This is a genomic window from Pseudomonas sp. 58(2021) (genome assembly GCF_017491585.1).
GTDB lineage: Bacteria > Pseudomonadota > Gammaproteobacteria > Pseudomonadales > Pseudomonadaceae > Aquipseudomonas > Aquipseudomonas fluorescens_BT.
Genome location: NZ_JAFGYZ010000013.1, coordinates 82,767 through 104,676, shown reverse-complemented (window position 1 = coordinate 104,676; position 21,910 = coordinate 82,767). Strand labels below are relative to the sequence as shown.

The window sequence follows — 21,910 nt, the reverse complement described above, 5'->3', positions numbered from 1 at the left end:
ACTTTGTAGGATTCAGAGACATCCTCGCGTTTGGCGATCCGGGAGCTGGCACGTATGATGCTTCACAAACTTCCGCAGATTAGAAGCCTATGTCCCTGATAGTTCTACTGCTTCTGCCTTTTCTGGGCAGTTGTCTGGCAGCCGTGCTGCCGCACAACGCACGTAACGCCGAATCCCTGCTGGCAGGTCTGGTCGCACTGATCGGCACTGTCTCGGTCGCGATGCTGTACCCGCAGATCGCCCACGGCGGCGTGATCCGCGAAGAATTCACGTGGCTGCCCAGCCTGGGCCTGAACTTCGTCCTGCGCATGGACGGCTTCGCCTGGCTGTTCTCGATGCTGGTGCTGGGCATCGGCACCCTCGTTTCCTTATATGCCCGTTATTACATGTCGCCGGATGATCCGGTGCCGCGTTTCTTTGCGTTCTTTCTGGCGTTCATGGGCGCCATGCTCGGGCTGGTGATCTCCGGCAACCTGATCCAGATCGTGTTCTTCTGGGAGCTGACCAGCCTTTTCTCATTCCTGTTGATCGGCTACTGGCACCACCGCCACGACGCGCGCCGCGGCGCCTACATGGCGTTGATGGTTACCGGTGCCGGAGGGTTGTGTCTGCTGGCGGGGGTCATGATCCTCGGCCATGTGGTCGGCAGCTATGACCTCGACAAGGTCCTGGCCGCCGGCGATCTGATTCGCGCACATGCCCTCTACCCCATCCTGCTTCCCCTCATCCTCATCGGCGCCCTCAGCAAAAGCGCCCAGTTCCCCTTCCACTTCTGGCTGCCCCACGCAATGGCGGCGCCCACACCGGTTTCGGCCTATCTGCACTCGGCGACCATGGTCAAGGCCGGGGTTTTCCTGCTGGCCCGGCTGTGGCCGTCGCTGTCCGGCAGCGAAGAATGGTTCTACATCGTCAGTGGCGCCGGCGCCGCCACGCTGTTGCTTGGCGCGTATTGCGCGATGTTCCAGAACGACCTCAAGGGACTGCTGGCCTACTCGACCATCAGCCACCTCGGCCTGATCACGCTGCTGCTGGGTTTGAACAGTCCACTGGCCGCCGTCGCCGCGGTGTTCCACATTCTCAACCACGCGACTTTCAAGGCTTCGCTGTTCATGGCCGCCGGGATCATCGACCACGAAAGCGGCACCCGCGACATCCGCAAGCTCAACGGTCTGTTCAAACTGATTCCGTTCACCGCCACCCTGGCGATGGTGGCCAGTGCGTCCATGGCCGGCGTGCCGCTGCTCAACGGCTTCCTGTCGAAAGAAATGTTCTTCGCCGAAACCGTGTTCATCAATGCCACCGCCTGGGTTGAAGCGACCTTGCCAATCGTGGCGACCATCGCCGGTACGTTCAGCGTGGCCTACTCGCTGCGCTTTACCGTCGACGTGTTCTTCGGCCCCACCGCCACCGATCTCCCCCACACCCCGCACGAACCGCCACGCTGGATGCGTGCTCCGGTGGAACTGCTGGTGTTCACCTGTCTGCTGGTAGGGATCTTCCCGGCCCAGATAGTCGGCCCGTTGCTGGCTGCCGCTGCACTGCCGGTAGTCGGCGGCGTGCTCCCGGAATACAGCCTGGCGATCTGGCACGGCCTCAATGCACCAATGATCATGAGCCTGATCGCCATGTCCGGCGGCATCGTGCTGTATCTGCTGCTACGCAACCAGCTCAAGCGCGGCCGCTTCAAGTATCCGCCGCTGGCGGGTCGCCTCAACGGCAAGCGAATGTTCGAACGCAGTCTGGTGGCGATGATGCGCCTGGCTCGACGCCTGGAGCGGCGAATCGGCACCAAACGCCTGCAAACCCAGTTGTTCCTGATGGTATTGGCGGCGGTGCTCGCCGGGCTGATCCCGATGCTGCACAGCAGCCTGAGCTGGGGCGACCGGCCGAAAATCCCCGGCTCCATCGTGTTCGTGACCCTGTGGCTGCTGGCAATCGCCTGCGCCCTCGGCGCCGCGTGGCAGGCCAAGTATCACCGTCTCGCCGCCCTGACCATGGTCAGCGTCTGCGGTCTGATGACTTGCGTGACCTTTGTCTGGTTCTCGGCACCGGATCTGGCCCTGACGCAATTGGTAGTCGAAGTGGTCACCACGGTGCTGATCCTGCTCGGCCTGCGCTGGCTGCCACGGCGGATCGAAGAGGTTTCGCCGTTGCCGAGCAGCCTGCGCAAGGCCCGGGTCCGGCGCCTGCGCGACTTGCTGCTGTCGATCGCCGTCGGTGGGGGTATGGCTTTGCTGTCCTACGCGATGCTGACCCGGCAGACTCCGAACGACATTTCCTCGTTCTACCTGAGCCGTGCCTTGCCTGAAGGCGGCGGCAGCAACGTAGTCAACGTGATGCTGGTGGATTTCCGCGGTTTCGACACCCTCGGTGAAATCACCGTGCTGGTGGCCGTGGCGCTGACTGTATTCGCCCTGCTGCGCCGCTTCCGCCCACCGAAAGAGAGCCTGCAACTGCCCGCCCAGCAACGCCTGCTGGCACCGGACGTGGTCACCGATCTGGTCAACCCGCGTTCGGCCAGCGACACCGCGCTCGGGTTCATGATGGTGCCGGCGGTGCTGGTGCGCCTGCTGCTGCCGATTGCGCTGGTGGTGTCTTTCTATCTGTTCTTGCGTGGACACAACCAGCCGGGGGGCGGTTTCGTTGCCGGTCTGGTGATGTCGGTGGCGTTCATCCTGCAATACATGGTCGCCGGCACCCAATGGGTCGAGGCTCAAATGAGTCTGCGGCCGCTGCGCTGGATGGGCACCGGACTGCTGTTCGCCACGGTCACCGGACTCGGCGCGATGCTGGCGGGTTATCCGTTTCTCACCACGCATACCTGGCACTTCAGTCTGCCGGTGCTGGGTGACATCCATGTCGCCAGCGCATTGTTCTTCGACATCGGCGTGTATGCAGTGGTGGTCGGTTCGACGCTGTTGATCCTTACTGCCCTCGCCCACCAGTCGGTCCGGGGCCACAAAACCGCTGCCATCAAAGGAGCCGTCTGATGGAAGAAGTCATCGCAATCGCCATCGGAGTGCTCGCTGCCTCCGGCGTCTGGCTGATCCTGCGTCCGCGGACGTTCCAGGTGGTCATGGGCCTGTGCCTGCTGTCCTACGGCGTCAATCTGTTCATCTTCAGCATGGGCAGCCTGTTCATCGGCAAAGAACCGATCATCAAGGACGGCGTACCGCAGGACCTGCTCAATTACACCGATCCGCTGCCCCAGGCACTGGTACTGACGGCCATCGTCATCAGCTTCGCCATGACCGCGCTGTTCCTGGTGGTGCTGCTCGCGTCGCGGGGCCTGACCGGTACCGACCACGTTGACGGAAGGGAGCCCAAGGAATGACGGCGATGACACACCTGATCGCCGCACCGATTCTGCTGCCGCTGCTGACGGCTGCCATCATGCTGATGCTCGGTGAAAAGCACCGTCCGCTGAAGGCGAAAATCAACCTGTTCTCCAGCCTGCTTGGCCTGGGCATCTCGGTGATGTTGCTGCAATGGACCCAGACCACCGGCGTGCCCGGTTCCATCGGCGTGTACCTGCCGGGCAACTGGCAGGTGCCGTTCGGCATCGTGCTGGTGGTCGATCGGCTGTCAGCGCTGATGCTGGTGCTGACCGGGATCATCGGTGTCAGCGCTTTGCTGTTCGCCATGGCCCGCTGGGACGGCGCAGGTTCGAGCTTTCACGCGCTGTTCCAGATTCAGTTGATGGGCCTGTACGGCGCGTTCCTGACAGCGGACCTGTTCAACCTGTTCGTGTTCTTCGAAGTGCTGCTTGCAGCGTCCTATGGCTTGCTGCTTCATGGCTCGGGACGGGCGCGGGTGTCGTCGGGGCTGCATTACATTTCGATCAACCTGCTGGCCTCGTCGCTGTTCCTGATTGGCGCAGCACTGATCTATGGCGTCACCGGCACGTTGAACATGGCTGACCTGGCCATGAAGATTCCGCTGGTACCGGAAGCCGACCGTGGCTTGCTGCATGCTGGCGCGGCCATTCTGGCAGTAGCGTTCCTGGCCAAGGCCGGAATGTGGCCACTGAACTTCTGGCTCGTGCCGGCCTATTCCTCGGCCAGCGCACCGGTAGCGGCGATGTTCGCGATCATGACCAAGGTCGGCGTCTACACCCTGCTGCGCCTGTGGACGCTGCTGTTCTCCGGGCAGGCAGGCGCCTCGGCCTACTTCGGCGGCGACTGGCTGATCTACGGCGGCATGGCGACCATGCTCTGCGCCGGCGTGGCGATCATCGCCGCGCAACGCCTGGAGCGCATGGCCAGCCTGAGCATTCTGGTGTCGGCGGGGATTCTGCTGTCGGCCGCAGGTTTCGCCCAGCCGAACCTGATCGGCGCGGCGCTGTTCTATCTGGTCAGCTCGACCCTGGCCCTGAGCGCACTCTTCCTGCTGGCGGAACTGATCGAACGTTCGCGCACCGCCATCGAAGTACCGCTGGAAGACGAGAACGAACTGCTGCCGCGTCCGCAAGAATGGCAGCGGCCAGTCAAAGGCATCAACCTGGATGATGACCAGAAAGCCGTGGTCGGCCAGGTGATTCCGTGGACCATGGCCTTCCTGGGCCTGAGCTTCATCGCCTGTGCGCTGCTGATTATCGGCATGCCGCCGCTATCAGGGTTCATCGGTAAATTGAGCCTGATCGGCGCCCTGCTCAATCCGTTGGGTCTGGGTACCGACGAACCGATCTCGATGGCCGCCTGGGGTTTGCTGGCTCTGCTGATCCTCACCGGTCTCGGTTCGCTGATGGCCTTCTCGCGCCTGGGCATCCAGCGTTTCTGGTCACCGGAAGAGCGCCCGTCCCCGGTGCTGCGCAAACTCGAATGCGTACCGATTTTCCTGCTGCTGGGCCTGAGCATCGCCCTGACTTTCAAGGCCGAGCCGCTGCTGCGCTACACCCAGGCCGCCGCAGATGCCCTGAACAATCCGCAGCAATATGTGATGGCGGTGCTCGGCACCCGCGCCGTGCCGAGCCCGGAAGCCAAGGCTGCGCTGCTGGAGGTGCAACCATGAAGCGTCTGTTTCCTGCTCCGTGGCTGTCGCTCGCGCTGTGGTTGCTGTGGCTGGTGCTGAACCTGTCGGCCAGCCCGGGCAACCTGCTGCTGGGTGCCGTACTCGGTTTCTGTGCCCCGCTGATGATGCGCAAGCTGCGCCCGCAACAGATCCATATCCGCCGCCCGGGCACCATCCTGCGATTGTTTCTACTGGTCGGGCGTGACGTGATCGTCTCCAACCTTCAAGTGGCGTGGGGCGTCCTCAACGCCGGTCGCCGTCCGCCCCGCTCCAGCTTCATCAAGGTGCCGCTGGACCTGCGCGATGCCCATGGCCTGGCGGCGTTGTCGATGATCTGCACGGTCGTGCCCGGCACGGTATGGTCGGAACTGGCGCTGGATCGCAGCATTCTGTTGCTGCACGTCTGGGACCTGGATGACGAAGCGCAATTCATCCAGCACTTCAAGGTCACTTACGAGCAGCCGTTGATGGAGATTTTCGAATGAGCCCGCTGCTGTCGAACGCGATTCTGCTGACGCTGTTCCTGTTTTCCCTGGCGATGGTGCTCACGCTGATTCGCCTGTTCAAAGGGCCATCGGCACAGGATCGGGTACTCGCACTGGACTACCTGTACATCGTCGCCATGCTGATGATGCTGACTCTGGGGATTCGCTACTCCAGCGACACCTATTTCGAGGCGGCGCTGCTGATCGCGCTGTTCGGATTCGTCGGCTCGTTTGCCCTGGCCAAATTCCTGCTGCGTGGCGAGGTGATCGAATGAACGCTGAATTGTCTCTGTGGGTGGAAATCCCGGTGGCGATCCTGCTGGTGCTCGGTGGTGTGTTTGCCCTGATCGGCGCAACCGGCCTGTTGCGGATGAAGGACTACTTCCAGCGCATGCACCCTCCGGCGCTGGCCTCGACCCTCGGCGCGTGGTGCGTGGCGCTGGCATCGATCATCTGCTTTTCCGCGCTCAAGTCCGGACCCGTGCTGCACGCGTGGCTGATCCCGATTCTTCTGTCGATCACCGTGCCGGTGACCACCTTGCTATTGGCGCGAGCGGCGTTGTTCCGCAAGCGCATGGCCGGGGATGATGTGCCGGCCGAGGTCAGCAGCCGGCGTACTGAAACCGGCAGCTAGATCCAGGCGACAGCCAACAGCCCGGCTCCCAATATCAGACACAGCGGCGAGTAAACCCAAGTGTCGAGCCGGGCAAACCGCGACCCCTTCACTTCCTTGAAAAAACCCACCAGCTCCGAATCGCCAATCGCCCGCGCAAACATCAGCAGCGCAATCGCGCTGATCACCCATTGCAGCGCCCAGTGATGCACGGCGGGCAGCCACCATCCCACCCGCATGCACACCAGTGCAGCAATCAGTAGCAGGGCTGCCGCCACCACCAGCGTGATCCAGCCTGAAGGCTTGAAAGCCGGCCTGAGCGTCAGTCCGCCGTTATCCACCGGAACCTGTGGCACCACCGCCACGGCCGCCCACTGCCCACCCATCGCCCAATACACATGCATCAGGCTGATCACCGCAAATATCGTCACCAGCCATTGAGCCAACACAAAGGTCATGGTCGAGAATCCTTTAAAGGGATTTGAACAAAACATCCTAGTCGGCATTTTTCCATGTGCACGACCGATCGGCGGTGCGGTAAAGTGCCGCCCCATGAAATTCACCCGTACCGATCGCTCAATGCTGGCCTGGATGCTCTATTGCTGCGTCCTGTTCAACGTGTTCGCCTGCAGCATCGGTCACGGACAAATGGTCGGGATGCAGCTCAACGGAATCGGTGGCCAGTTCTGCGCCGTCGACCCGAGCACCCAGGCGCCGCTGGCCTCAAATCCCGCCGAAGAAAAACTGCCGACCCTGGCCAAGGCCTTTGGCTGTCCGCTGTGCTCCACCGGCGGCATGGGCCCGGCGTTCAACTCCAGCCTGACGCTGGCGATCCTGCCGGAACAACACAGCCCGCCGCTGCCGGTCATCGTCAGCATCAACCTCCCTGCCCGCTTTATCTGGCCTTCGGCCAACCCCCGCGCCCCACCGCTCGCCTGAGTGTCTTTGCCTTTTTGATTTGTCAGCCCACTGCGCCAACGCGCGGCCTTCACCTGTGCGCTGACTCCGAGAACAAGCATTCAGGATTCAAACGATGAAACAACTTACCTTGCTGGCGAGCCTGTGCGGCTGCCTGTCCGTCAACGTCTGGGCGCAATCCACCGTGGATCTGGCGCCGATCACCATTGATGGCGAGTCCGGCGCCGAACCGGGCCTGAGCCTCGACCAGTCCAGCGGCATGGCCTCGCGCCTCGGCCTCAGCGTGCGTGACACTCCGGCCTCGGTGGCCATCGCCAACCGCAATGACATCGAACGTCACGGTTCGCAAAACTTTCAGGACGCGGCCAACACCTTGCCGGGGGTGAACGCCAGTGCGCCGCCGGGGTTTGGCGGGTTCGTCTCCTATCGCGGTTTCACCAGCAGCCAGATCACCCAGATGTTCAACGGCGTCAACGTCTCCGGCGGGCTGGCGCGGCCGGTGGATTCGTGGATTTATGACCGGGTGGAACTGGTCGGCGGCCCGTCGTCGCTGATCAATGGTGCAGGCTCGGTCGGCGGCTCGCTGAACTACGTGACCAGACTGGCCACGCGCGACGAGCAGGCCGCCGAAGGCCGGGTCAGCTACGGCACCTACGACACCACCGAAGCCGCGTTCGGACTCAACCACGCGCTGACCGAACCCGGTGCCGACGTGCAGCACTACGCGCGCCTCGACGTCAGCCACAACACCAGCAACGGCTACATCGACCGCCAGGAACGCGATGCCTGGAGCGTGGCGTTCTCGCTGCTCAGCGATCTGACGCCGAACCTTTCGCACACCCTGGCCCTGGAATATCAGGACGAACACGAAGACAGCCCGTACTGGGGCACGCCGGTGCTCAACCCCAAGGGCGGCGAATTGAGGATCGACAAACACAATCGCTTCAACAACTACAACGTCGAGGACGGCCGCTACGAGCAACGGACAATCTGGGTGCGCTCGATCATCGACTACCGGATCAACGACAGCACGACCCTGCGCAACACGCTCTACCACCTCGACAGCCAGCGCGACTACCGCAACCTGGAAACCTATCAATACAACGCCGACAACAGCGCCGTGAACCGCTCCACTGCGTATCAGGTGCGGCATCAGGGCGAGCAGGACGGCAACCAGTTCGAACTGCGTCACGACAACACCCTGTTCGGTCTCGACACCACCTGGTCCGGCGGTTTCGAGTACAAGGTCAACCAGACCACCAACTCGCCACTCAACGTCAAAGGCGCGAGCACCGTGGATCCGAACAACTATCGCCCGGGACACTTCTACGACATACCGGGCACGAAGCCGGGTTTTGTCAGCGACAAGACCAACGAGGTCACCACCAAAGCGTTGTTCGCTGAAAACCGCCTGGCATTGACCGACAAACTTTCGTTGCTCACTGGCCTGCGCCATGACGACATCGATCTGGACGTGACCAACCATCGCACGGTGACGGCGAGCAACCCGCGCCACCTCAAGCGCAGCTGGGAGCCGGTCACCGGACGTGTCGGCCTGACCTACCAATTCACGCCATCAGCCAATGTCTACGCGCAATACAGCACCGCCGCCGAACAACCCAACGGTACTCAGGACTTCGATGTTTCAACGGGCAAGCAATGGGAAATCGGCAGCAAGTTCGACTACCTGAACGGACGTGGCTCGGCGACGGTCGCGGCTTACACCATCGAGCGCAAGGACTTTGCCGTTACAGATCCGCTGGACCCGACCAACAGCATTCCTGTTGGCCAACAGACGTCCAAGGGTATCGAGATTGCCAGCTCACTGCGGATCACCGACAGGCTGCTGGCCGAGGGCAACTTCGCCTGGGTCGATGCAGAGTACGATGAGTTCAACGAAAAGAACGCCGCCGGTGGGGTGGTTTCACGCAAGGGCAACACACCGACCAACGTGCCGGACCGGGTCGGCAATCTGTGGCTGACCTATGACTTCGCCCCACAATGGCAAGGCGGGGTCGATGCGCGGTATGTGGCGTCGGTGTATGCGGACAGTGCCAATACCATGACCGTGCCGTCGTACACGTTGTTCGGGAGTTTCCTCAGCTACAAGGTCGACGCACACACCACTGTCACGGGGCGGGTGCGCAACCTGACGAACGAGGTGTATGCCGAATTCGCCCATGTGTCGCCGGCGTATTACCTGGGCACACCACGCACCTTTGAACTGGCCGTACAGACCCGGTTCTGATTGGGTCGGGCGAGGGAGCAGGCTTCCTCGCCTCAAATCTAAAGACCTGCCTGAACCTTGTCCGCCACATCCTTCGGCAGCCACGCCTGCCACACATCCGGATGGGCCTTCATGAACGCGCGCGCCGCATCCCTTGGCGGCGTGTGCTTCTCGCTCATCTCGGCCAGCGCCTTGTTCAGGTCCTCGATCGGAAAATGGACTTTGCTGAAGAACGCAACGATCTCCGGATACTGCTTCTGAAATGGCGTGGACACACCGATCGACAGTTTCGACGCCAGTGAACGGGTCGGTTTCGGGTTGGGGTTATCGGCGTCGGTCAGGGTCTTCCAGGCCTCGGCGTCGAACGGCGGCTCTTCCAGCTGCACCAGTTTGAACTTGCCAAGCAACGGCGTTGGCGACCAGTAATAGAACAGCACCGGTTTGCCCCGGCGGATCAATGAACTGATTTCGGCGTCCAGCGCCGCACCGGAGCCGCTGCGGAAATTGGTGAAGTCATCCTGCAACCCATAAGCCGTGAGCTTCTGCTTGTTCACCACTTCCGATGTCCAGCCGATCGGGCTGTTGAGGAACCGTCCCTTTTTCGGGTTCTCCGGATCCTTGAACACATCCTTGTACTTCTTCAGATCACTGACACTGCGCAGGTCCGGCGCCATTGGCTTGATGCCTTTGGCGGCATCGCCCTTGATCACGTACTCCGGCACCCACCACCCCTCGGTAGCCCCCTTGACCGTATCGCCCAGGCTGGCAACCTTGCCTTCGGCTTCAGCCTTGACCCACACCGGACTGCGCCCCGCCCACTCCTCGCCGATCACCTGGATGTCATTGTTGGCGAGCGCGGTTTCCAGGGTGATGGTGGTGCCCGGCAGCGTGTCCGTCAGCAGGCCGTAGCCTTTCTCGACGATGATCCGCAGGACATCGGTGATCAGGCTTCCGCTTTCCCAGTTCAGGTCGGCGAAGTGAATCGGCGCTTGTGCGGCATTGACCGCTGGCACCGCTGTCAATAAACCGAATGTGGCCAGACAAGCGCCCAGCAACCGTCGAAATCCGTTCATGCTTTGCACCTCGTGCTGTTCGCAGCAATAGCAGGAAGGCCTGACAGAAGTCCGCCAGCCTCTGAGTACTCAGTCAACTGACTGTAGACGAGGTTCCTGCTTTTTCAGGGGCATGCCACGGACGAGGCTACTTTTCAGACATTTCCTGCAAGCGTTGCAGCTCGCGTCTGACCATGCTGGCGTACTCGGCAGGCTGCAAAGCGTAGATCTGCGAGGCGACCCAACCGAGCCAGACGCCCTTCAACTCGGCCCTGGCATCGAAAAGGCGCCGGGCTTCGTCGCGGGCGCTGTCGAGGTTCTGCAAATGGAAATCGGCGCGACTCACCGTCATCACTCGCTGGCCTTGAAGGTCACCAGCTCGCCCTTGCGCCATTTGGCAGCCTTGGCGGTAACGGCTTTCAGGGTCTTGGTCAGGCCTTCCTGCAGTTGTTCATTGGCGGCAAACACGGTGACCGCGCTATGGCCTTCCTTGAACACGATGGCATGGCCGTCGGCCGTGCTGACAAAGGCATAGTCGCCCAGACCGTACACGGTCATTTTGATCTCGCGAAAACGGATATCCATCTTGCCGCCTTCACGACTGGGCAATACCGAAGCGCTGAAGTGATCGCCAACCTTGAGCTTCAGGCCGGGCTTGTCGTCGACCACCAATGCGCTTTCGGTGTCGATCTCGGCAACGTAAATGCCTTCAGCGTTTTGCTCGGTGATGTAAACAAAACGCGATTGGAACTGCTTGACCAGCTTTGCCCGCAAATCACCCAGCACGAACAAAGCATGCATATCGAGGTTACTGACTGCCAAAGAAACATCCCCACACTTGAAAGAGTGCCGCACGCGGAAAACGCGCACGACAGTAAAAACGGCCAGGCCGATGGTGTTGCGCAATGACTCGGATAAAAGCCTGAGCGAGCAAAGAGCTCATTCAGCGCGAGGTTCACAAGACTACTGGAATGGCACTCGCGAAACCTGCAAAGACGTTCTCCAAATGTTGAAGGAAAAAGCTTCACGGTCGGCCAGAGAAAACTGACTACGAACTTTAGGGAAAAAACTCACCAAGAAAAGCACTTTTCCGACATATCGCACGCAAAAAATTGCTTTAGATAACGCCATGCCGTCAACAGGTGTTGGCGATTCTAGAGCAGCGATGCTGCTCGCGACTACCCGCAACCGTCTGTAAATGCGGGTCAATCCATGAAAAGGACTTCATATGTGCACTTTGACGCATTTTGCCGTGGCTTACGAACAACCCTTTGACTTGAATAACCCTGACTTTGGTACTGACTCCGCACCCGACTCCACGGGCCGGGAGCCCCAGTTTCAAGTGATTCTCGCCGGAAACGCCTTTTTCCATATCAAGGAAAAGTCGACCGGCCGCGTAAGAGGTTTCCGTGAAGATCACAATGCCGCGTGTGCGCTTGCGCGTTCGCTGGAATCACGAATCGAACTCCTGCCCAACGTCCCCCTCAGATAAAAGAGAGTGATCGACCACCCCACCCGCCAAGGAGCACACCATGGAACTGCCTGCCTACAATCTGACAACCCTGTTCGATCAATTAGGGCTGCCTTCGGAGGAAATGGCCATAGACGACTTCATCGAAGCCCATCCGCTGGATGCCGAGACCAAACTGATCGACGCCGATTTCTGGAGCCCGCAGCAGGCCCAATTGCTCAAGGAGTGGTTGCGTGCCGATGGCGAGGAAGCCGTGATGGTCGACGAACTCAACGTACGCCTGCACAGAGGCAAATAAATTCGATCAATGGACGCAGTCTCCGGGCTCGTCGCCCAATTGCGCGAGCCAGGCGGCTTTGCACTCTTCCGCTTCGTCACGACTGGCGAACGCCGTGCCCCGTCGCTCTCCGTTGAGCAACACCACCCAGCAGACACTCTGCCCCATCGCACGCAGCCCGGCCGGAACACCACTGCCGATCATCACGGCGACATCGACTCTGCATTGCATGCTGACCTCCAATCTTTTCATTAGCTACCTAACTATGCAGGCATGTTAATGATTGGAATCAGGAGGAAACAGCAACGCGCGTGCACAGCTTAATTGCAGTTCCGGCAACAATGCCTCACCGCGGCTTCTCCGGTTTGTAGCCCAGACGCAATCCGCCCCAGTGGCGGCCCTTGACCATGATCGGCACCGACAGGTCGTGCATCAGCTCGCCGGTATCGCGGGTGTAGGTCTGCAACAGCACGGGTTGCTGATGGCTGCCGCAGCGGATGCCGGTGCGGTCGGCGAATTTGCGTTTGGTGCGATTGTTGATGGTATCGACCTGCACATCCCCGGTGAGTGGCTGGCTGAACGCCTGATTGTGGGTCGGCACATAACCCTGTTGCGTGCAGGCGATGGCGAACACCAGGCCTTCGTGGCGCGGCAACAACGGTTCCTGAATCGCCGGCAGCACCTGATCGGTGTAACGGTCGAATCGGGTCTGGAACCTGGCGGGCTGGGTGTTCGGGATTGGCTGATACTGGCGGTCGAACAAGTCTTCGAGGCTGATCCGCCCCTGCTCGATGTCAGCCTCGAAACGCGCGGCAATCTGGCTCGCACCTTCCCGGGCCAGGTCGTAGATACGCTGGTGATAGTCATCCAGACCGACTTCGGCCAGGCGTTCGCTGATGGTTTCCGCCTGCCCTTCCATCTGCACCGCTGCTTCGGCCAGGCGCCGGGTCTGTTGATCGCTGATCGCCAGATCGCTGCGCATTTGCTCGATGGCGGTGAACAGACTGTCGAGTTGTTCGCGATTGGTTTCGGCGCCCCGGGCGATTTCGCCGACCTGGGTTTCCACCCCGGCCGCCAGCCTTGCGATGTTTTCCAGGTGCTGACCGGTGTGTTCGACCTGCTCGACGCCGGTATGCAAATCGTCGGAGAGCTGACGAATCTGCTCCACCACCTGCGCCGTGCGTTGCTGGATGTCGGCGACCATCTCGCCCACTTCGCCAGTGGCCGTCGCCGTACGAGCCGCCAGACCGCGCACTTCATCCGCCACCACCGCAAACCCACGACCGTGCTCACCGGCCCGGGCCGCTTCGATGGCGGCGTTCAATGCCAGGAGATTGGTTTGACTGGCAATCGACTGAATCACCAGCGTCACGCGCTGGATGTCATCACTGCGCTCGCTCAAGGCCTCGATCAGTTCGCGACTGGCATTGGCACGCTGACTGAGCTGATGCATGCGCGAAATCGAATCCACCAGTTCGGTGCGCCCCGCCGCGCTGCTGTGATGGGCTTCACTGGCGGCACCCAGCGCTTCGCGGCTGAGCTGGGACGTGGCTTGCTCAGTGGCAATCATCACTTCGGCGTTGTTGACGATCTGCGCGGCGGCGTCGAGTTGCGATTGCAGGCGGCCAGCCAGTTCCTTGACGGAAAAAGCCACACCGGCGGCCGACAGCGCGTTATGACTGGTGGTGTAGGAAAGGTCGCGAGTCAGCTCGGACATCGCGTCGTTACCGACGACGGGTTGCACATCGGCGACGGCACGGGCACGCAGGCGCGGCAGCCATACAATCAGCACCGCCAATGGCATGCCCACATACAAGGGCCATTCACCCAGGCTTATCCCGGCCAGCACCAGCATCAGGGCGATGCTTTGAAGGGTCGGCATCAGCCAGCGATTTTTCGGCAAAACAACTGGTGCAGGCAGATCTGCAACCAGAGATCCATCTCTCGTCATGTTGTGACCCCACGCTTGTTCTCATTGTTGTGACTGCATTAAACGCCACTACAAGGCCATTATCCATGGTCCGTTAGTCGTGGGTCTGTGGCAGGTCAATGGAACGGTGCGGGGGATTTCCGGCAGACGAGAAAAAGCAAAGATCGCAGCCTTCTGCAGCTTTAAACAAAAGCTGCAGAAGGCTGCGATCTTTTCGCGACGACCCGCATTGAAGGGGTCGCCTCAGGAATCAGGCCTGACGCTGGTGCTTGTCGATCTGCTCGTGACGCTCTTGAGCTTCGATGCAGTACTTGGTGGTCGGGCTGATCAGCAGGCGTTTCAGGCCGATAGGCTCGCCGCTGTCGTCGCACCAGCCAAAGCTGTCTTCCTTGATACGCTCAAGGGCCTGCTCGAGTTGCGGCAGCATGCGCTGGTCGCGATCGATCGCGTTCACCAGCCAGGTGCGCTCTTCTTCCACCGATGCGGCGTCCGCCGGGTCAGCCGGGGTGTCCAGGCTTTCGATGGCAATACGGTTCTGCTCAATGCGCTCGTGGGTTTCGACTTTCATGTTCTGCAACAGCTCCTGGAAGAAAGCGTGTTGCTCGGCATTCATGTAGTCATCTGCCGGCATCGCCAGCAACTTGTCCTTTGTCATTGATATCTCTATAAAAAACGTGCATTAAGGCGAATTAGGGAGCGTTCCGGCGAACCGCCTGCGGTCATCGGAAAGGCATCGTTTATTGCAAACGCCACCCGGCACTCAATTTACGAAGGGGCGGCAGTCTAAGGCCCGTTTGAGGCCTCAGCAACTCTAAATACCGGGAATTTGTCCGACAAAGCCCGGAAACTGCTCTGACACAGGCTTCACGGCGCTCATCGGAGTGCGTTTATAGCAAGAAATTCAGTCGAGCGGCTGTATATAGAAGACAAACGGCGGATGAGCGGCGCTTTGTCGCATTTCTTTACAATCGCCGACGGCAAAACCAGTCCGCCCTCAGGACTGACATTCCTCCCAACCTCAGCTACGTTATGCCCTCCCCGGTTCGACTTGAAGGAACGCGTCATGAAACTGATCGGCATGCTGGACTCCCCTTACGTGCGTCGCGTGGCGATCTCCGCCAAATGCCTGGGGATTGAACTGGAACACGACCCGGTGTCGGTGTTCCGCCATTTCGAGCGCTTCCAACAGATCAATCCGGTGGTCAAGGCGCCGACTCTGGTCCTCGACGATGGTGAAGTGCTGATCGACTCGACGCTGATCCTCGACTACCTCGAAGCCCTGTCCGGCAAAACCCTGCTGCCGACGGAACTGCCGCGACGGGTAAAAGCCCTGCGCCTGATCGGCCTCGGCCTCGCCGCCTGCGAAAAAGCCGTGCAGCTCTACTATGAACGCAACCTGCGTCCGGCCGACATTCAATACCAGCCGTGGGTCGAGCGCGTCGAAGGCCAGCTCGCCGCCGCTTTCACCGCCCTGGAACACGAACTGGAAAAACATCCACTGTCCACTGACGGGACGCTGCAACAGGACGGCATCACCCTCGCCGTCGCCTGGAGTTTCACCGGCCTTGTCGTTCCCGATCAGATCGACGCTGAACGCTTCCCGCGCATCGCCCAATACACCGCCTACGCCGAAGGCCTCCAAGCGTTCATCAGCACCCCGATGACCTGACCATGAGCACAACCGAAACCGCCGCCCCGGCCCTGAAAGAAATCTTCAACGCCGAACGCCTGCAACACATCGCCAGCGAGATGAGCGCCGTATATCCGGCGTTCAAGGCCAAGGCCTTTCTCAAGCATGCCAACGACGGCCTCGACGAACTCTCGGTCATGCAACGCATGGCCCGCGTCAGCGAAAGCCTGCACGCCGTGCTGCCACTGGACTACACCGACTCCCTCTCCGTACTGCGCGAACTCGCGCCGCGCCTGAACAGCGGCTTCGTCAGCATGTGCCTGCCGCACTACGTCGCGAGCTACGGCGCGCACGCATTCGACACCTCGATGGAAGCCCTGAAGTACTTCACCACTTTCGGCTCCTCCGAATTCGCTATCCGCCACTTCCTGCGCAGCGACCTGGAGCGCTCGCTGGAACTGATGCACGACTGGGCACGAGACGAAAACCACCACGTCCGCCGCCTCGCCAGCGAAGGCAGCCGCCCTCGCCTGCCATGGTCGTTTCGGCTGGAACCGGTGCAGGCAAATCCACAATTGGCCGCCGGGATTCTTGATCGATTGAAGGCGGACGAGAGTTTGTACGTTCGCAAGTCAGTGGCGAATCATTTGAATGATGTGACCAAGGAGCATCCGGAATGGGTGCTGGATACGATTGAGGGGTGGGCGCTGGAGAACAGGCACACGGCATGGATTGCCAAGCATGCGTTGCGGAGCTTGATCAAACAGGGGGATTTGCGGGCGCTCACAGTTATTGGTGCTGGGGCGAAGGCTGAGGTTGAGTTGCTGGATATGAAAGTGGAACCGGCGGTTGTGCGGCTTGGGGAGACGATCACGTTGTCGTTCACCGTCCGGTCGTTGGTGCCGGTGGAGCAGCGGTTGGTGATTGATTATGCGATTGACTATGTGAAGGCGAATGGCGGGACTTCGGCCAAGGTTTTCAAGTTGAAGACGTTGGTGTTGGCGGGGTTTGGGAATGAGGTTGTGGCGCGGCGGCAGGTGATCAAGGACTTCACTACGCGCAAGCACTATGCGGGGGTACATGCGGTGCATGTGGTGGTTAACGGGGAGCGGCTGGGGAGTACTGCCGTTGACATCATCACTTAATAAGCGTCAAAAATGGTCTGCTCATCGGATGACAACCGAAAGTAGCAGGTAAGTTGGATCTTGAACCGAATGATGACCTCTCCAACCACTGAGCTCGCAAAGGAACGCACATGATCGATGGTCCCGCTGTTTTGACAGTCTTTTTGGTTTACCTGGCCGGTGTCGTTATTCCAGGACCCAATTTCGTTGCGGTAGTCCACAAAGCGGTAGCTGCGTCGCGGTCAGAAGCTTTGGCCTTGGTGGCAGGCATTGTATTGGTCAACTTACTCTGGGCCACCTGTGCAATAGCAGGTATCGGCGTTGTATTTGCTGCGTTTCCTTGGGCGGCGCTATTCGTAAAAGTTCTGGGGGCAGCCTATCTGATGTGGTTTGGACTGCGACTGCTGCTAAATGCCGGGAAGACCACGCTTTCCCCCAATAATGAGGCTGCCGTCGGAAATTTTCAGCAATCATTCATTCAAGGAGTCATCACGAACATCGGCAACCCTAAATCCATGGCCTTCTACGCCGCTACTTTCTCAGCGGCGGCCCCCGCCCACGTGTCAACAAGCACGTTTTTGTCGATGCTGGCAGTCGTAGTGGTGGTTTCAATGACTTGGTATGGAATGGTCGCAATCGCTCTTTCGCAGCCTGACATCGCGTCAGCGTATCAAAGGAGGAAAAAGGCTATTGATCAATTATGCGGCGCTTTGATTTTATCTCTGGGGATCCGGCAGCTTGTCCAATAAGTCAGGGAGGAATGCGGATAGATTTACTTTCGGACTGCTTTTGGCCCAGATCCTGTAAACACGCGTGGCACTTTCTCGCGGCAGGCTTCAGGCTGGAAGGAATGTCAAACTATCAAGATTGATCTCGGCGTAACACCCCATATCCCCCTTGTAAAGCGAGACCCTGGACACTTCCAGCTCGGACTGTAAGAGTTCGACAAGCTTTCTGAGGTTCTTGTTTTTGGACAGCAAAGCCGGACGTACCACCGTTGCCTGTTCGAGTTCGTCATCGTAAATCCTGATCAGAAACGTATCCTCTTCGCTCTGTATTTCGTAGTTATAACCACGATACTCATACCCGAGGTCGTGGTCGACGTCATCAAAGCGAGTAGCTTTTATTATCTTCAAAGTGGCATCCAGTATTCGATCACCATAGAAGGATCGTTTCAAAGAAATGCAAAAAATGGGGACTCATCGATTTATCAAAAGAGCCGCCCTATCTTTTCCGACTCGCGCCCATTTTCCAAGAGTTACCAACTGCCATATGGAATGCCGAATTTGTCGATATAACGCTTGGATTTTTCACTGATCGGATAAGCGTAACGCCCTTGATTCTTACCCTGACTCGGACCAAGAGGTTCGATTTCGGCTTTGGCCCTGGCCACTTTCACCGGATGGTGGCACGAGTCCCTGACCCAGACTTGTACAACCCCGCCGGGAGCCAACCCCAGGTAAATAGAAGCGGAATAACTCGCTTGCTCCTTCGGAGTTTCCAAACAACGCTGGTTGACCGAAGTCCTCATTAGTTGCCTAGCCTCTTCGGGCACATCCAACCAAACACTATAGGTCTGAGGTTCGACAATCGATTGCCAACGCACGTAAATGCGTTTGGGGAGATCGGCACCAATCACTGGCTTTGCAGCAGCGCCTACGGCGTGCCATCCACGTGCAGATTCTTTACCGTCTTCAGGCTCCCCACCAGCGGCCGTACCTCCCCCCGTACGCTTGAACAGCTTGCCGTTTATATCTTCGACGGCGCTGTCCTCCACCCACACTTTCATGTAGTAAGGCTCAGTAAACGCAAGCTCCCACGACTCGGATTTAGGGTCGTTTTTGGCAGACAGTGGATCCGCAGACTGGCATCCAGTCGTGAACAAAGCACAAAGCAGGGTTACAAGAACTCTCATTACCAAAGCGTCCAATCAGGTACGTGGGGATGCAGCACGCGGATGGTGTCGGCCGTCGGGGCGTTGATGTATACCGCATTTAGTCCGCTACCATCTCTGCGGCCGAGTGGATGGTTCCAGTTTGCGGACATGTGAATGTACTTGAGTTTCAGCAGTTGCTCCTCTTCAAGCGTGGTGCTGTAGTCACCCGCAACGAACCGATCACACAAAGTTTGAAGTTCTGCTGGGATGGTCAAATCGGGCGTGTCAGGAATATCGTTGAAGCGAACGCCTTTCTCTTTTGCCAGATGGTGCATCACTCTCAGGTAAACCCTGGATAGCATGCCACTCACCGGACGCCTGAGCTGTACAGCTGCGTAAACACGTTTAGCGCTTGGACTCAGCCGATCCTGCGGACTGTTCGGCACAATAAGAGCTTCAGGAGTCACAACCTCAAGCATGTCTGCAGGCCATCCCTTGGATAACCACTGGTTTCTAACGTTAACCGCATCCCTATAGATCGAGGTTGTCACGACATCGGTGTTCAGGGGCACGATGAGTGTTTGCATCGGGCTTACAAGAACACATTCCTGCGCGTCCTCCAGATACCCCCCACCGATGTCGGAATGCACTCCAGGCAGAGTAATCTCCAGATGATCCGGCTTGACGCGACTGAGTGCGAAGTTGGCTCTGCGTTCATCACGAGCAACCAACTGGACGACATCAGTGAAAAAACGACGATCAAGGTAAAGTTTGATACCCGTCGCGATTGGGCTTTTGATATCTCCCAAATTTGACCAACCGGCTATCGAGGGTACTGTATCGAATAAGCCGATAAACCCCATATTGATATCGCTTTTGTATTGGTCATTGAATTTGGAGCTGAGGGCTCTGGGCAGGTTTCGCAACACATGACCGAGAGGACCGCGACTGCCACGAACAATTTCGTTAGCAAAATGACGTGCAGCAGCGGCACCACGGCTGAAACCGAACGTATCGAACGTCAGTGAGGTGATTTCACTGTCTGGGTTATCTTCCAGGACTCGATTGATTGCTTGTTGAATCATGGGAAACGAGGATTCGACTCGCCCGGCAACTCCTGTCTCCCCTCGCCCCGTACCTGCACCGAATGTGCTGTCTTTTTCTCCGGATCGAGTACCGATACCTTCGACGTAGACAACGCGAGAGGCTCGTCCCGCTTGTGCTATCGGAACTGCGTCGTACAGCTCACTGAGCTTTTTGATGTTACTGACATCATTGCCATAACTACTATCCGGATCACTCATATACGGCTTGCAGCTTGCATCGATATCTTTAGCCGCAATCGGATGATGAGCGCCGCACAGAAGTCCGGCCGCAGCGTTGTTGGCATTATTCCCCGTACCATCGAAGAACACTCCGATCCGCAGGGCTATGCCGATTTTTTCAGGCGCACGCGCAGGCTCTTTCCCGTGTTTCTCATACTCCGCCCAACGCTGGGCATGGATATCGACGGGTTTGGTGCCTGTGTTGCGGAAATGTTTAGGCGGGTTGGGAACGTAGCCACTCAATCCTTGATACCTCGTTCTGATCCTTGAGAACGGGCCGAAGGGTGACAGTCGATGCGGGGTGGCGCAAGCCGTGGCCCAGTGCCAGCGCTTGGCTTCATGCGGCGAAGAACGGCTCCTCTTGTCGCAGCAGAATTGGGTTTATGCCTTTAGATACATCCAGCAGCTGACTCACAACCAACCTCACAACAAGCGCTGGTGCGCACTCACCACGCAAGTCACGCACCAGGCTCATTTGAGCAGTTACCACTGGCCGCTTGCGAGACAGCCGACGATTTCCCAACCGCTGTATTCCCACCAGGAATATCGATCATCGGAGCAACTTCTGGCCAGACTGGCCATGTGGATTCCGCCCGCTGTTTGTTGGGTACCGAAAGGCGTGCCAATAGAAGCTGTTACTTGATTGACAGCTTGAGGAGCCTTGAGGGTGGTCGGATGTACGGAAGCATTCGCAACGGTGGCGGTGAAAGCGAGCGTTGCGGATACGGCCAGAGCAGTGATGGACTTTTTCATTTTCGAATCCTTTCAGTTATCTGACATGCGGCTTGTGCATTGGCCTGACCTGCCTTAATCAATAATCTGAACAGATCGGGCGCTCGTAAAAAGCCTACCACCGCGCTGCCGGCTGCACAGTCGCTCAACTGTGCTATTGACAAGCTGATGGAGTGAGGGGAGAGATCTTTTCGAACGCTCAAGACTCGGGCAACGCGCCGGGTTCTTTTCCTGTCTATCACCCTGTGTGCAATGGTGGCGCCAAGCCCCGAATGATAAGGTTCAGCCTCAAAATCACGGACGACACCTCGTGCACAAACAATGTCTTGCAGCAGCAATAACCTTCACCATCAGCCTTTCCGCTCTCGCCTCTCCTGTGCCGCAGGAAGAGCTCGAAGAGTGCCAGCGAATAGAAAACTCGGCCAAACAGGTCATGAAAAGCAGGCAGCAAGGCGCGCCCATGGATTCGGTGTGGGAACTGGCCGAAGCGGCAGGCAAGCAGAGCGAGTATGTGGGTGAGTTGTTCAAGACGCTGATTCGCGAGGCGTACGCGATTCCGCAGTACTCAAGCGAGAGCTTGCAGCAGAAAGCGATCAGCGATTTCCATTCCAATTTCTACAAGGCTTGCATCGTGACGGCGGAAAAGCGAGCCGGCGCCAACGGCTGAGCTCATCGAACAAAAAAGGGGGCAGATTCAGGTAATGAATCTGCTCCTTTTTACTTGAGGGCAGCCTCTACGCTTTCAGCTCTAGCTTATCCAGCGCCTGATTCACGGCCAGCCCTGCGACCATGACCACTTGTGCGATGCCCAGTGCGGTTTTACGGTGGGCGGGCTCGAGGATGGCGGCGAAGTTGCTGAGCATTTCGCTGGCGCTGGCCAACAGGGATTCGCTGTTGTAGGCGGGGTTGGCCAGGAACATGGGGTCGTGTGTGGTGTGGCTGCCCATGATGCGTTGTTGCGGGGTCAGGTAATGATCAAGGGCGCGTTCTGCGGCTTCGTTCAAGGTTCGCGAATCGGGGAATTTGTAGGGTGAGACCGGATCAGTTTCTGGCGGATTCGGTGTTGGTTTGATCATGGTGAAACTCCTGATTTTGATTAGGAGCTACCAGCATCACTTGCAGATGATGGGTGGCAGCCAAGTGCGGGTCTGCAAGACCGGGAAACCAGGCACCCGGCAGACCCGAGGGTCTCCCGCACAAAGCCGCCATTGAGCGGACACAAACGAGCGTCCTTTTTGGC

The 21,910-nt window shown here is 58.9% G+C and carries 26 protein-coding genes; 14 read left to right on the top strand and 12 right to left on the bottom strand.

Annotation, left to right across the window (positions count from 1 at the left end; genetic code table 11):
* Positions 1 to 89: 89 nt before the first annotated feature.
* The 6 genes from J5M72_RS16860 to J5M72_RS16835 are packed head-to-tail and all read left to right on the top strand — an operon-like array spanning position 90 to position 6,129.
* Positions 90 to 2,990 carry a monovalent cation/H+ antiporter subunit A gene (locus J5M72_RS16860; RefSeq protein WP_207866514.1) on the top strand — a complete coding sequence of 967 codons (2,901 nt, stop codon included), beginning with the start codon at positions 90 to 92 and terminating at the stop codon, positions 2,988 to 2,990.
* Complete coding sequence (locus J5M72_RS16855; RefSeq protein ID WP_003192163.1) at positions 2,990 to 3,334, top strand: Na+/H+ antiporter subunit C; 345 nt, start codon at positions 2,990 to 2,992, stop codon at positions 3,332 to 3,334. Before J5M72_RS16860 ends, J5M72_RS16855 begins: the two co-directional genes overlap by 1 nt.
* A complete protein-coding gene (locus J5M72_RS16850; RefSeq protein WP_207866511.1) occupies positions 3,331 to 5,010 on the top strand; it encodes a monovalent cation/H+ antiporter subunit D in 1,680 nt (559 codons plus the stop codon). Before J5M72_RS16855 ends, J5M72_RS16850 begins: the two co-directional genes overlap by 4 nt.
* On the top strand, positions 5,007 to 5,495 hold the full coding sequence (locus J5M72_RS16845; protein ID WP_207866509.1) for a Na+/H+ antiporter subunit E: 489 nt from the start codon (positions 5,007 to 5,009) through the stop codon (positions 5,493 to 5,495). Before J5M72_RS16850 ends, J5M72_RS16845 begins: the two co-directional genes overlap by 4 nt.
* Positions 5,492 to 5,770: a K+/H+ antiporter subunit F gene (locus J5M72_RS16840; RefSeq protein ID WP_003225959.1), complete on the top strand. Its 279-nt coding sequence runs from the start codon at positions 5,492 to 5,494 to the stop codon at positions 5,768 to 5,770. Before J5M72_RS16845 ends, J5M72_RS16840 begins: the two co-directional genes overlap by 4 nt.
* Positions 5,767 to 6,129, top strand: a complete 363-nt coding sequence (locus tag J5M72_RS16835) for a Na+/H+ antiporter subunit G (protein ID WP_169430755.1) — start codon at positions 5,767 to 5,769, stop codon at positions 6,127 to 6,129. The genes J5M72_RS16840 and J5M72_RS16835 overlap by 4 nt, the downstream gene beginning before the upstream one ends.
* Here the strand turns inward: J5M72_RS16835 and J5M72_RS16830 are convergent.
* On the bottom strand, positions 6,126 to 6,566 hold the full coding sequence (locus tag J5M72_RS16830; RefSeq protein ID WP_007950535.1) for a DUF3995 domain-containing protein: 441 nt from the start codon (positions 6,564 to 6,566) through the stop codon (positions 6,126 to 6,128). The two genes, J5M72_RS16835 and J5M72_RS16830, sit on opposite strands and share 4 nt — an antisense overlap.
* A 94-nt stretch (positions 6,567 to 6,660) precedes the next feature.
* Between J5M72_RS16830 and J5M72_RS16825 the strand changes: the two genes are divergently transcribed.
* Together J5M72_RS16825 and J5M72_RS16820 are read left to right on the top strand one after the other, a co-directional pair.
* A complete protein-coding gene (locus tag J5M72_RS16825; RefSeq protein WP_169430756.1) occupies positions 6,661 to 7,047 on the top strand; it encodes a DUF2946 domain-containing protein in 387 nt (128 codons plus the stop codon).
* 94 nt (positions 7,048 to 7,141) lie between these two features.
* Positions 7,142 to 9,274: a TonB-dependent receptor gene (locus J5M72_RS16820; protein WP_207866507.1), complete on the top strand. Its 2,133-nt coding sequence runs from the start codon at positions 7,142 to 7,144 to the stop codon at positions 9,272 to 9,274.
* Between the two features lie 38 nt (positions 9,275 to 9,312).
* Here J5M72_RS16820 and J5M72_RS16815 read toward each other — a convergent pair whose 3' ends face one another.
* The 3 genes from J5M72_RS16815 to J5M72_RS16805 all read right to left on the bottom strand — a co-directional run bounded on the left by J5M72_RS16815 (position 9,313) and on the right by J5M72_RS16805 (position 11,127).
* A complete protein-coding gene (locus J5M72_RS16815) occupies positions 9,313 to 10,326 on the bottom strand; it encodes an ABC transporter substrate-binding protein (RefSeq protein ID WP_207866505.1) in 1,014 nt (337 codons plus the stop codon).
* A gap of 127 nt (positions 10,327 to 10,453) precedes the next feature.
* Positions 10,454 to 10,657: a hypothetical protein gene (locus tag J5M72_RS16810; RefSeq protein ID WP_169430759.1), complete on the bottom strand. Its 204-nt coding sequence runs from the start codon at positions 10,655 to 10,657 to the stop codon at positions 10,454 to 10,456.
* On the bottom strand, positions 10,657 to 11,127 hold the full coding sequence (locus J5M72_RS16805; protein WP_085711422.1) for a hypothetical protein: 471 nt from the start codon (positions 11,125 to 11,127) through the stop codon (positions 10,657 to 10,659). Before J5M72_RS16805 ends, J5M72_RS16810 begins: the two co-directional genes overlap by 1 nt.
* 406 nt (positions 11,128 to 11,533) lie before the next feature.
* Between J5M72_RS16805 and J5M72_RS28970 the strand changes: the two genes are divergently transcribed.
* Positions 11,534 to 11,797 carry a hypothetical protein gene (locus J5M72_RS28970; RefSeq protein ID WP_243433369.1) on the top strand — a complete coding sequence of 88 codons (264 nt, stop codon included), beginning with the start codon at positions 11,534 to 11,536 and terminating at the stop codon, positions 11,795 to 11,797.
* A gap of 40 nt (positions 11,798 to 11,837) precedes the next feature.
* Positions 11,838 to 12,074 (top strand): DUF2789 family protein, encoded by a 237-nt coding sequence (locus J5M72_RS16800; RefSeq protein WP_169430760.1) that lies wholly within the window; start codon positions 11,838 to 11,840, stop codon positions 12,072 to 12,074.
* A 6-nt stretch (positions 12,075 to 12,080) separates the two neighbouring features.
* On the opposite strand, the gene J5M72_RS16795 is transcribed toward J5M72_RS16800, so the two are convergent.
* The 3 genes from J5M72_RS16795 to J5M72_RS16785 all read right to left on the bottom strand — a co-directional run bounded on the left by J5M72_RS16795 (position 12,081) and on the right by J5M72_RS16785 (position 14,638).
* Positions 12,081 to 12,284, bottom strand: a complete 204-nt coding sequence (locus tag J5M72_RS16795) for a hypothetical protein (RefSeq protein ID WP_169430761.1) — start codon at positions 12,282 to 12,284, stop codon at positions 12,081 to 12,083.
* Between the two features lie 115 nt (positions 12,285 to 12,399).
* Complete coding sequence (locus tag J5M72_RS16790) at positions 12,400 to 14,004, bottom strand: methyl-accepting chemotaxis protein (protein WP_169430762.1); 1,605 nt, start codon at positions 14,002 to 14,004, stop codon at positions 12,400 to 12,402.
* Between the two features lie 229 nt (positions 14,005 to 14,233).
* A complete protein-coding gene (locus J5M72_RS16785) occupies positions 14,234 to 14,638 on the bottom strand; it encodes a TraR/DksA C4-type zinc finger protein (protein ID WP_039767046.1) in 405 nt (134 codons plus the stop codon).
* A gap of 408 nt (positions 14,639 to 15,046) precedes the next feature.
* On the opposite strand from J5M72_RS16785, the gene J5M72_RS16780 reads away from it, so the two are divergent.
* From J5M72_RS16780 to J5M72_RS16770, 3 genes are all read left to right on the top strand, one after another.
* The gene (locus J5M72_RS16780; RefSeq protein ID WP_207866503.1) at positions 15,047 to 15,652 is read left to right on the top strand and encodes a glutathione S-transferase; all 606 of its coding nucleotides are present in this window, start codon (positions 15,047 to 15,049) and stop codon (positions 15,650 to 15,652) included.
* A 2-nt stretch (positions 15,653 to 15,654) separates the two neighbouring features.
* Entirely contained in the window at positions 15,655 to 16,758 is a 1,104-nt protein-coding gene (locus J5M72_RS16775) for a DNA alkylation repair protein (protein WP_207866501.1), read from the top strand.
* A gap of 110 nt (positions 16,759 to 16,868) precedes the next feature.
* Complete coding sequence (locus tag J5M72_RS16770) at positions 16,869 to 17,486, top strand: LysE family translocator (protein WP_207866500.1); 618 nt, start codon at positions 16,869 to 16,871, stop codon at positions 17,484 to 17,486.
* 87 nt (positions 17,487 to 17,573) lie between these two features.
* On the opposite strand, the gene J5M72_RS16765 is transcribed toward J5M72_RS16770, so the two are convergent.
* From J5M72_RS16765 to J5M72_RS16750, 4 genes are all read right to left on the bottom strand, one after another.
* Complete coding sequence (locus tag J5M72_RS16765; protein ID WP_207866498.1) at positions 17,574 to 17,873, bottom strand: hypothetical protein; 300 nt, start codon at positions 17,871 to 17,873, stop codon at positions 17,574 to 17,576.
* 122 nt (positions 17,874 to 17,995) lie between these two features.
* On the bottom strand, positions 17,996 to 18,652 hold the full coding sequence (locus J5M72_RS16760) for a DUF2931 family protein (RefSeq protein WP_207866496.1): 657 nt from the start codon (positions 18,650 to 18,652) through the stop codon (positions 17,996 to 17,998).
* Positions 18,652 to 20,181 (bottom strand): DUF2235 domain-containing protein, encoded by a 1,530-nt coding sequence (locus J5M72_RS16755; protein ID WP_207866494.1) that lies wholly within the window; start codon positions 20,179 to 20,181, stop codon positions 18,652 to 18,654. The genes J5M72_RS16760 and J5M72_RS16755 overlap by 1 nt, the downstream gene beginning before the upstream one ends.
* 240 nt (positions 20,182 to 20,421) lie before the next feature.
* Entirely contained in the window at positions 20,422 to 20,691 is a 270-nt protein-coding gene (locus J5M72_RS16750) for a hypothetical protein (RefSeq protein WP_169430770.1), read from the bottom strand.
* A 439-nt stretch (positions 20,692 to 21,130) separates the two neighbouring features.
* Here J5M72_RS16750 and J5M72_RS28965 point away from each other — a divergent pair, with 439 nt between their 5' ends.
* A complete protein-coding gene (locus J5M72_RS28965; protein WP_243433368.1) occupies positions 21,131 to 21,337 on the top strand; it encodes a hypothetical protein in 207 nt (68 codons plus the stop codon).
* 67 nt (positions 21,338 to 21,404) lie between these two features.
* Here J5M72_RS28965 and J5M72_RS16740 read toward each other — a convergent pair whose 3' ends face one another.
* Positions 21,405 to 21,746, bottom strand: a complete 342-nt coding sequence (locus J5M72_RS16740; protein ID WP_169430772.1) for a hypothetical protein — start codon at positions 21,744 to 21,746, stop codon at positions 21,405 to 21,407.
* Positions 21,747 to 21,910: the final 164 nt, after the last annotated feature.